This window comes from Phytoactinopolyspora endophytica, assembly GCF_004138495.1.
In the GTDB taxonomy this organism is placed as follows: domain Bacteria; phylum Actinomycetota; class Actinomycetes; order Jiangellales; family Jiangellaceae; genus Phytoactinopolyspora; species Phytoactinopolyspora endophytica.
In genome coordinates this window covers 1-9,307 of sequence record NZ_ML142868.1, presented here as the reverse complement: position 1 = coordinate 9,307, position 9,307 = coordinate 1, and the positions used below count along the sequence as shown (strand labels likewise).

General features: G+C 68.2%; 8 protein-coding genes. All 8 read left to right on the top strand.

Features of this window, described 5'->3' with window-relative positions; all coding sequences use genetic code 11:
* Positions 1-61: 61 nt before the first annotated feature.
* The 8 genes from ELR45_RS28370 to ELR45_RS28335 all read left to right on the top strand — a co-directional run bounded on the left by ELR45_RS28370 (position 62) and on the right by ELR45_RS28335 (position 9,091).
* Positions 62-1,036, top strand: coding sequence for a carbohydrate ABC transporter permease (locus ELR45_RS28370; RefSeq protein WP_129669317.1), 975 nt, complete (start codon positions 62-64; stop codon positions 1,034-1,036).
* Positions 1,026-1,865: a carbohydrate ABC transporter permease gene (locus ELR45_RS28365; RefSeq protein ID WP_165368182.1), complete on the top strand. Its 840-nt coding sequence runs from the start codon at positions 1,026-1,028 to the stop codon at positions 1,863-1,865. The genes ELR45_RS28370 and ELR45_RS28365 overlap by 11 nt, the downstream gene beginning before the upstream one ends.
* Positions 1,866-2,026: 161 nt before the next feature.
* Positions 2,027-2,812, top strand: a complete 786-nt coding sequence (locus ELR45_RS28360) for an ABC transporter ATP-binding protein (protein ID WP_129669315.1) — start codon at positions 2,027-2,029, stop codon at positions 2,810-2,812.
* Entirely contained in the window at positions 2,809-3,603 is a 795-nt protein-coding gene (locus tag ELR45_RS28355; RefSeq protein WP_129669314.1) for an ABC transporter ATP-binding protein, read from the top strand. The genes ELR45_RS28360 and ELR45_RS28355 overlap by 4 nt, the downstream gene beginning before the upstream one ends.
* Positions 3,600-5,495, top strand: a complete 1,896-nt coding sequence (locus ELR45_RS28350) for an AMP-dependent synthetase/ligase (RefSeq protein ID WP_205857432.1) — start codon at positions 3,600-3,602, stop codon at positions 5,493-5,495. The genes ELR45_RS28355 and ELR45_RS28350 overlap by 4 nt, the downstream gene beginning before the upstream one ends.
* On the top strand, positions 5,492-6,391 hold the full coding sequence (locus ELR45_RS28345) for a branched-chain amino acid ABC transporter permease (RefSeq protein WP_129669313.1): 900 nt from the start codon (positions 5,492-5,494) through the stop codon (positions 6,389-6,391). Before ELR45_RS28350 ends, ELR45_RS28345 begins: the two co-directional genes overlap by 4 nt.
* Positions 6,388-7,569, top strand: a complete 1,182-nt coding sequence (locus ELR45_RS28340) for a branched-chain amino acid ABC transporter permease (protein WP_129669312.1) — start codon at positions 6,388-6,390, stop codon at positions 7,567-7,569. Before ELR45_RS28345 ends, ELR45_RS28340 begins: the two co-directional genes overlap by 4 nt.
* A 136-nt stretch (positions 7,570-7,705) precedes the next feature.
* Positions 7,706-9,091 (top strand): ABC transporter substrate-binding protein, encoded by a 1,386-nt coding sequence (locus ELR45_RS28335; protein WP_129669311.1) that lies wholly within the window; start codon positions 7,706-7,708, stop codon positions 9,089-9,091.
* Positions 9,092-9,307: the final 216 nt, after the last annotated feature.

Here is a 9,307-nt window from a genome sequence, read left to right as displayed (position 1 = left end):
CGGAGGAAGCGGCGCAGGAGATCCAGGACGGTCTCACGCCGCTGCTGGAGGCTGACGGCTGATGCCCGCGGTCTCGACCGGCCCGCCACGCGCTCGCGGCTCGGGGACATCACGCGGCCGGAGCCGGCGTCGGCTCGCCCTCCGGCAGCGCCGGCACCAGTCCTCGGCACAGGCGCGGCTCAAGGGCACGACCTGGCTGTTCGCTCCCGCCTTCCTGGTCACCGGCGTCGTCGTGCTGCTGCCCATCGGATACACCTTCTGGCTGTCGGTCTCCGACCGGCAGCCGGACGGCAGCAACGCCGGGTTCCTCGGTGCGGCCAACATCACCCGGATGTTCGACGACCCGCTGTTCTGGCAGTCGCTGCGGGTCACGATGTTCCTGTTCATCCTCTGCCTGATCGTGGAGACGATCCTCGGCGTCGCACTCGGTTACCTGCTCAGCGTCGACGTGCGGGGGAGACGGGCCTTCCAGGCCGCCATGCTCATACCGGCGATCACCGCGCAGGTCGCCGTCGGGCTGTTGTGGCTGCTCATCTACGATCCGTCGCTGGGCGTCGCCAACAGGCTGCTCGGCAGCCTCGGCATCGACCCGGTGGTCTGGCTCGGGGATCCCGACATCGCGCCGTGGTCGATCGCCCTCGTCGACATCTGGCAGTGGACGCCGTTCATGGCCTTGATCATCGCTGCCGGCATACGCTCGCTACCGAGCGATCCGTTCGAAGCCGCCGGCATCGACGGCGCGTCCGGCTGGCGCAAGGCCTGGCACATCGGTCTGCCGCTGCTGGCTCCGGTGCTCACCGTGGCGATGTTGCTGCGCACCGTCGACCTGATCCGCTTCTTCGACACGATCTATGTGATGACGCAAGGCGGGCCGGTCAACTCGACCAATGCCCTGAACGTCTACGGCTACCGGTCGGCCTTCGTCAACCAAGACGCCAGTTATGCCGCCACGCTCCAGCTCGCGCTGTTCGTCCTGGTGCTGCTGGTGGCTGCGGCGTTCACCTGGGCTCGGAGGAGGTTCTCCGTTGAGTACTGACGTGGTCTCCGCCCGACGACGCCGCACGCTGTTCATCTACGTCGGCTACCTCGTGGCGCTCATGCTGTTCTTCGGACCGGTCCTGTTCATGCTGTGGTCGGCGTTCCGTACACATCTCGACATCACGTCCACACCGCTTGACGTCACCTCGGCCTTGTCCGCCGACAACTTCGTGCGGGTGTTCGATCGCTTCGACTTCGGCCGGTACATCGTCAACAGCGTCATCATCGCCGGCGGGTCGACGGCCTTGGGCCTGCTGTTCGGTGCGCCCGCCGCCTACGTCATCGTCCTGCGGCAATGGTCCGGGCTGGCGTTCGTGATGCTCCTGGCCCGGATGGCGCCAGGAGTCATGTTCGTCCTGCCGTTCTTCATCTTCTCCGTCGCGGTCGGGGCCCCGAGCAACACGGCGCTCAACTACACGGTGCTGGTCCTGGCTCACGTGGTGATCACTCTGCCTCTGTGCATCTGGCTGCTCGTTCCGTTCTTCGAGTCCGTGCCGGCGAGCCTCGACGAGGCGGCCATGATCGACGGGGCGACGATCGGTGCGCGTTTCATCAAGGTGGCCCTCCCACTCGTCGCACCGGGCCTTGCCGTCGCCGTGACGCTGAGTTTCGTGTTCTCCTGGAACTACTTCCTGTTCGCGCTCGCACTCTCGAACAACGACACGATTCCGCTACCGGCGATCGCGTTCACCTTCATCGGCGAAGGGCAAAGCGACTACGGGGGGCTGATGGCTGCCAGCACACTGATCTCGTTGCCCGCGCTGGTGCTCGCGACCACGGCGCAACGGTGGTTGGTGCGGGGGCTGACGGCGGGCGCGGTGAAATAGGGCGGACCGTGGAACCCCTTTCAGGTTGGAAACAGCTGGGCAACAAGCATTGACAGCGCAACCTACTGGCGAGTAGGAATATGCACCACGTGCCAGCGAGGCCGTAGGCCTCTCGACCGGGTAGTGGCGGCAACGATCGTGACGACTGAGACGAGGCGTGGGTGCTGGCGGTCAAGAATCTCGACGTCGTCTACGAGGACGTCGTCCTTGTTCTCAAGAACGTCACCCTTCAGGTGCCTGCCGGTGCGATCGTCGCGTTGCTGGGCGCGAACGGCGCGGGCAAGACCACTGTGCTGCGCGCGATCACCGGGCTGCTCGATGTACACCGGGGCTCGATCACCAGAGGCGGCATCACCCTCGACGACGAGCCGCTGCATCACCTCGATGCGCCGGGCACCGTCGCGGCGGGCGTCGGGCAGGTGATGGAGGGGCGGCGGATCTTCACCGAGCTGACCGTCGAAGAGAATCTGCGCATCGGCGGGCATGCCGCGGACCGCCGGAGCGTCGCGGTCGGCCTGGAACGGGCCTACACGCTGTTTCCGGTGCTTGCCGAGCGCCGTCGGCAGGTCGCCGGGTACCTGTCCGGTGGCGAGCAGCAGATGCTCGCGATCGGCCGGGCGCTGATGAGCCGGCCGCGATACCTGCTGCTCGACGAGCCCAGCCTGGGGCTGGCGCCCCGGCTCGTCCAGCACATCAAAGACCTGATCGTGGAGATCAACCGGCAGGGCACTGGCGTTCTGCTCGTCGAGCAGAACGCCAGCATGGCGCTGTCCATCGCCTCGCACGGCTACGTAATGGAGACCGGCAAGGTGGTCATGGACGCCCCAGCCGAAGTGCTGCGGGCGAACGACGACATCCGCGAGTTCTACCTCGGCCTCTCCGAGGAACGGGCGGTCTCCTTCCGTGACGTCAAGCATTACCGGCGGCGGAAGAGGTGGCTGTCGTGACCGCGGCACCCGATGCGGCACTCGCCGAGCCGTTGCTGGACGTGGCCGGCCTGACGCTACGGTTTGGCGGCACGACCGCGATCCGGGACGTCGGCTTTGGCGCCGGCGAGGGAAGCCTGCTGGCGATCATCGGGCCGAACGGGGCGGGGAAGACCTCGATCCTGAACTGTCTCTCCGGCGTGTACCGCCCACAGGAGGGCACCATCCGCTACCGCGGCGAAGACCTGCGTGGCATGCGCCCGGACGTGATCGCCCGGCTCGGCGTCGCCCGGATGTTCCAGAACATCGAGCTGTTCGAGAACCTCACCGTGCTGGACAACCTCATGCTGGGCAGACACCGTCACCTGCGGTACGGGACACTCGCCGCGCTGCTCTACGGCGGCAAGGCGCGACGCGCCGAGACGGAGAACCGGCGGGTGGTCGAGGACATCATCGACTTCCTCGAGATCCAGGCCATCCGCGGCAGCCTCGTCGGCATGCTGCCGTACGGGTTGAAGAAGCGGGTCGAGCTGGGACGGGCGCTGGCCATGGAGCCCACACTGCTGCTCCTCGACGAGCCGGTGGCCGGCATGAACGTGGAGGAGACCGAGGACATGGCGCGGTTCATCCTCGACATCCGCGGCGAGCTGGGGGTGACCATGATCATGATCGAGCACGAGATGGGCCTCGTCATGGACATCGCGGATCAGGTGCTCGTCCTCGACTTCGGCCGGCGGATCGCGCTCGGGCCGCCGGCACAGGTGCAACGCGATCCGGCGGTCGTCAAGGCTTACCTGGGCGAGGCGTCGTGAATGTGACCGCGGCCGTTGCAGTGCAGACCTGCCGGACCATCCCGGACCGGGTGCGTGAATGGGCGGGGCTCGACCCGGAGCGGGTCTGCATGCGCGAGAAGCGGTTCGGGATCTGGCGGGGCATCACCTGGCGGGATTACTGGGAGCAGGTGGGCCTCGTCGCGCACGGGCTGGTGTCCCTCGGCGTGGGACCTGGGGACAGAGTCGCGATTCATTCCGAGAACCGGTCCGAGTGGCTCTACACCGACGTCGCAGCCGTCGCCGTCCGTGCCATCAGCGTCGGCCTGTACTCCACGAACCCGACCGCCGAAGTGGCCCACCTGCTGCGCGACTCGGGCGCCCGGGTCCTGGTCGCGGAAGACCAGGAACAGGTCGACAAGGCGCTCGCCGTGCTGGATCAATGCCCGGACCTGGAGCACATCGTTTACCTCGAGCCGCGCGGCCTTCGCGGGTATGACCATCCGACCCTGATGCCGTGGCCGGAGCTGATCGAGCGCGGGCGGGAGCACGCGGCGGCGCACCCGACGCTGCTCGACGACGCCGCGGCCGCCAGGACTCCGGACGACGTGGTGACCCTGATCTACACGTCCGGCACCACCGGGCCGCCCAAGGGCGCGATGCTCACCGTGCGCAACGTCCACTTCGCCACCGAGGTGCTGGGGGTGGGGCCGGGACTGTACGACCCACCTCCGAACGAGAACGACGTGACCCTGTCCTACCTGCCGCTCTGCCACGTGGTGGAGCGCGCCGCGACCATCTGGATCAACGCCGGGGCGGGGACGACGGTGCACTTCGCCGAGTCGATCGATACGGTGGCGGCGGACCTGCGCGAGGTGCAGCCGACGCTGTTCTTCGGCGTGCCGCGGATCTGGGAGAAGATCCACGCCGGGATCCAGAGCCGGATGAGCGGGGCGTCTCGGTTGAAGCGCCTCGCGTACGGCGCCGGCATGGCGCTGGCCCGGCGGATCGGGGACGACCTTGTGCGGCACGAGGGCAATCACACGTTTCGGACCCGGGCCTTGTACGCACTCGGGTATCCGCTGCTCTTCCGCGCCCTGCGGGACCGGATCGGCCTGCGCAAGGTCCGCGCCGCCGGTTCCGGCGCGGCGCCGGTGGCCCCGGAGGTCCTGAAGTTCTTCTTCGGCATCGGCGTCGTCATCCGGGAGGCGTACGGCATGACGGAGAACTCCGCCGTCGCCACCGGTAACCGCCGTGGCCGGGTCAAGCTGGGGACCGTGGGGGAGCCGCACGCCGGGACCGAGCTGCGGCTCGACCCGGCCAGCGGCGAGATCATGACCCGGCACCCGGGCAACTTCGCCGGCTACTGGGGCCTTGAGGAGAAGACGGCCGAGGTCTTGGACCCCGACGGCTGGCTGCGCACCGGGGACGTCGGCGAATGGGTCGACGGCAGCCACGTGCGCATCGTCGACCGGATCAAAGACGTGATCATCACCGCGGGCGGCAAAAACGTCGCGCCGTCGGAGATCGAGAACGCGCTGAAGACCTCGCCGTTCATCAAGGAGGCGATCGTCGTCGGTGACCGTCGCCGATACCTGACCGCCCTGATCGGCATCGAGCTGGACACGGTGGGGGACTGGGCGCAGCGTCGCCGGATCCCGTACACCACGTATCGCGACCTGACCGAGAAGACCGACGTGCTGACCCTGGTGCAGGGCGTCGTCAAGGACGTCAACGCGGGCCTGGCGCGGGTGGAGAACATCCGCAAGTTCAGGATGCTGCCGAAGGAACTGGATCACGACGACGGCGAGCTGACCGCCACCCAGAAGGTGCGCCGGGAACAGCTGCACGACGCCTTCGATGAGCTGATCGACGACATGTACGGCGACACCACGAAGTTCCCGGGCGGAGACTTGACGGGGGTGCACTCGTGACCGAGCTGATCTCCTCCGGCCTGGTCCGCGGGATGGGCATCGGGAGCACCTACGCGCTGCTCGCGGTCGGGTTCGTGATCATCTACCGTGCCACTGGCGTGATCAACTTCGCCCAGCCGGCGCTGATGATTCTTGGCGCCTACGCGACGTCGGTCTTCGCCACCGGCGTCGGCATGCCTTTCCCGGTCGCGGTGCTGGCGGCGATGGCGGTGCTGGCGGCGGTCGGGATGGCCACCGAACGGGTGGCGCTGCGCCCGATGGTCGGCCGGCAGCCGTTCGCTGCGGCCATGGTCACGGTCGGGGTGTTGACGGTGCTGTTCGTCGTCGCTCACCGGCTGATCGGGACGCAGGTACGCACCGTGGGGGACCCATGGGGGCTGGAGCGCGCGTCGCTGTTCGGTGTGTCGGTCGCGCAGGTAGATCTGGCCAAGATCGTGGTCTCGCTGGTGGCCATCGGCGCGGTCGGGCTGTTCCTCGCCCGTTCGCGGCTGGGCCTGGCCATGCGAGCCACCTCGATGGACCAGGAGGTCGCCCTGGCGCAGGGCGTGAACGTCGGGCGGATGTTCAGCCTGGCATGGGGGATCTCCGCGGCGCTGGCGGCGCTGGCGGGGATGCTGGTCGGCACGTCAGCGGGCGGGTTCGAGGCCATCACCGCGTTGGTAGCGCTCAAAGCGCTCCCGGTCATCATCGTCGGCGGGCTCGACTCGATCAAGGGCGCCGTCTACGCGGGGCTGCTGATCGGCATCGCCGAGGCGCTGACCCGGACCTACCAGCCCCGGTATGCGGAGTGGCTGGGCGCCAACGTCGACGTGGTGGTGCCGTACGTGATCATGATCGTCGTCCTCGCGTTCCGTCCATACGGACTGTTCGGCACCCGGGAGGTGGAACGGGTATGACGGCCGGCACAGTCACACGTGGCCGATCGACGGGCACAGTCATACGTGGCCGGTCGACGGGCGCAGTCCGTGGGCGGCCACTGCTGCGTACCAGCTACGCCGCCGAACAGGCGATCTGGAACACGCCGGCCAAACGCGCGTGGACCCTGGCCCTGGTCGTCGCCGTCCTGGCGCTGCCGTTCTTCCTGAGCCGGGACCTCACCAGCCTGATGACGACGGTGTTCATCATGGCGATCGCCGGGATCGGGCTCAACCTGGTCACCGGCTACGCCGGCCAGGTCTCCCTGGGACACGCGTTCTTCATGGGTCTCGGCGCCTACACGGCGGCCGTGTTCGGGGGCGCAGGGGACGACGAGCTGGTGGGTCTCGGCCTCGACATGGCGGTCTGGCTTCCGATGGCCGGTGTGGTCCCGGCGCTGGTGGGCCTGGTTGTCGCGCCGCTGGCCGCCCGGGTACGCGGCCTGTACCTGGCGATCCTGACGCTCGGGCTGGTGTTCATCGGCGAGCACGTCTTCAAGGAGGCGAGGTCCATCACCGGGGGAGTGGGCGTCGGCAGGGCGCCTGCGGAACCGGTGTTGTTCGGCCTGGACCTGCGGGCGCGTTACCACGTGTTCGGCTACATCCTGTCCCGCGAGGCGGTCTTCTACTTCGTCTGTTTCGCGATCTTCGTGGTGATGGCGATGGCGGCGCGGAATCTCGTCCGGTCCAAGCCGGGCCGGGCGTTCGCCGCCGTCCGGGACCGGGACGTGGCGGCAGCCCTGATGGGCGTGTCGTTGCGGCGGACCAAGACCTTGGCGTTCACCATCTCGTCGTTCTACGCCGGTGTCGCCGGTGCCCTGCTGGTGGTGGTGATCGGCCGGGTCACACCGACCAGCTGGGACCTGTTCCTCTCGATCGACCTGCTGGCCGTCATCCTGATCGGCGGGATCGCCACGATCAGCGGTTCGATCCTCGGAGCGGCGTTCGTGGTGCTGACGCCTCGGCTGGTCTCGGAGCTGGCCGACGTGGTGCCGTTCATCTCGACCAGCCCGTCCAGTGGGTTCCTTTCCGTGTTCCAGCTTCAGACGATGCTCTTCGGAGCGCTGATCGTCCTGTTCCTCGTCCTCGAACCCCGCGGTCTGTACGGGCTGTGGGTACGCGTCCGCAACTACTGGAAGGCCTGGCCCTTCTCCTACTGACACCACGCACGCGGCGGGTGCCGCGCGCCCGACGAGAACCACCGGCGGCTCAGGCGGTCGGCACAGACGCACAACAGAACAGAGGAAGGAGAGTTCAATGAGGAGCAACTCCCGAACATCGCCGAGGAGACACGCCATGTTGCGCCGGGGCGTCGCCGTGGCCGGGGTGGCGGCGCTGCTCGCCGGCGCGTGCGCCGTGGACGACGATGACGAGCCCGATGATGGCGCCACGGACGTCGCCGAGGGAGGCGAAGACGGCGAGGGCGACGACGAAGACGAGGAAGACGGAGACTCTGAGGCCACGGGCGAGACAGACGGCGTGACCTTCGACACGGGTGTCACCGAGGATCCATGCCCGGACGCGGTCAACCCCGACAACGGCTGCATCTACCTCGGTGTCCTGTCCGACTTGAGCGAAGGACCGTTCGCCGCGCTCGGCATCCCGTTGACCGCCGGGCAGGAGGCGTTCTGGCAGCGGGTCAACGACGAGGGCGGCATCGGCGGCTTCGACGTCGACATCTCGACCTACACCCGCGACACGCTGTACGACCCGCAGGAGCACAGCGCACGGTACCGGGAGATCGAGCCGAACGTCGTCGCCCTGGCGCAGACGCTGGGCACCGAGCCCACCGAGGCGATCCTGTCCGACATGGACGCCGACGACATGATCGGTGCGCCGGCCACCTGGTGGTCGGGGTGGGCGTTCGACGAGAACGACCAGGGCCTGATCCTGGAGTCCGGCTACTCGTACTGCATCGAGGCCCAGATCGGGCTGGACTGGTTCGGCGAGAACGTGGCACCGCCGTCGACGGTGATGGCGGTCGGGTACCCCGGTGACTACGGGGGCGACTCGTCGGCCGGAGCCGAGGCCTGGGCCGAGGCGAACGACGCCGAGTTCGCCGGATGGGTGGAGACCGCACCGGATGCCGTCGTCGGCTCGCAGGATGCCGCGATCGGGCAGGTGGTCGGCAGCGGCGCGGACGTGGTGGTGCTGGCGGTCGGTCCCGCTGAGGCAGCCGCGATCGTCGGCGGCGCGCTGGCCGAAGGCTTCGAAGGCCAGTTCCTCGGGTCGGTGCCGACATGGGACCCGGCGTTGCTGGACTCACCCGCCGGCGAGGCGATGACCGCGGTGTACCGACACATCGCACCGTGGGAGGGCATCGACGCCGAAACCCCCGGCCACGAGGCGATCCGGGAGTCGCTCGGCGGCGAGCTGCCCGCGAACGAGGGGTACATCTTCGGCTGGGTCTGGTCGTACCCGATCAAGGCTGCTCTGGAGTCGGCGATAGAGAGCGGCGACCTGACCCGGGCGGGCGTGCGCGCCGCCGTCGACGGCCTGCAGGTCGACTATGAGGAGATCCTGCCGCCGGCCACCTTCGGGGGCGACCCGAACGACGAAGCCGTGCGCACCGCGGTCATCAACCAGCCGGACCCGGAGGCATCGCTCGGGGTGTCACCGCTCGATGTCGGCGTGACCGGCGCGACGGCGGACGCGTACGAGTACACCGCCGCCTGTGCGTAGGCGCTCGAAAGGCACGACGACGATCGGCTGAGGCACGGACTCCGATAGATATGGGCGGCGCACCCCAACGGTTGCGCCGCCCATATGAGTTGCGTTTCGCGTGCCCGATCGAACCTTGATCGTTTCTGCGTGGTTAGCCGGGGAAGTAGGGTGTCCAGCCGGGTCCGAGTCGGATGCGGGTGTCGAAGTGGTTGTTGCCGTGTCCGTTCCAGACGT

Excerpts from the sequence above, each read along its gene's own strand:
- ELR45_RS28335 (WP_129669311.1), top strand. The coding sequence starts at position 7,706 with ATGTTGCGCCGGGGCGTCGCCGTGGCCGGGGTGGCGGCGCTGCTCGCC.
- ELR45_RS28370 (WP_129669317.1), top strand. The coding sequence starts at position 62 with ATGCCCGCGGTCTCGACCGGCCCGCCACGCGCTCGCGGCTCGGGGACA.
- ELR45_RS28340 (WP_129669312.1), top strand. The coding sequence starts at position 6,388 with ATGACGGCCGGCACAGTCACACGTGGCCGATCGACGGGCACAGTCATA.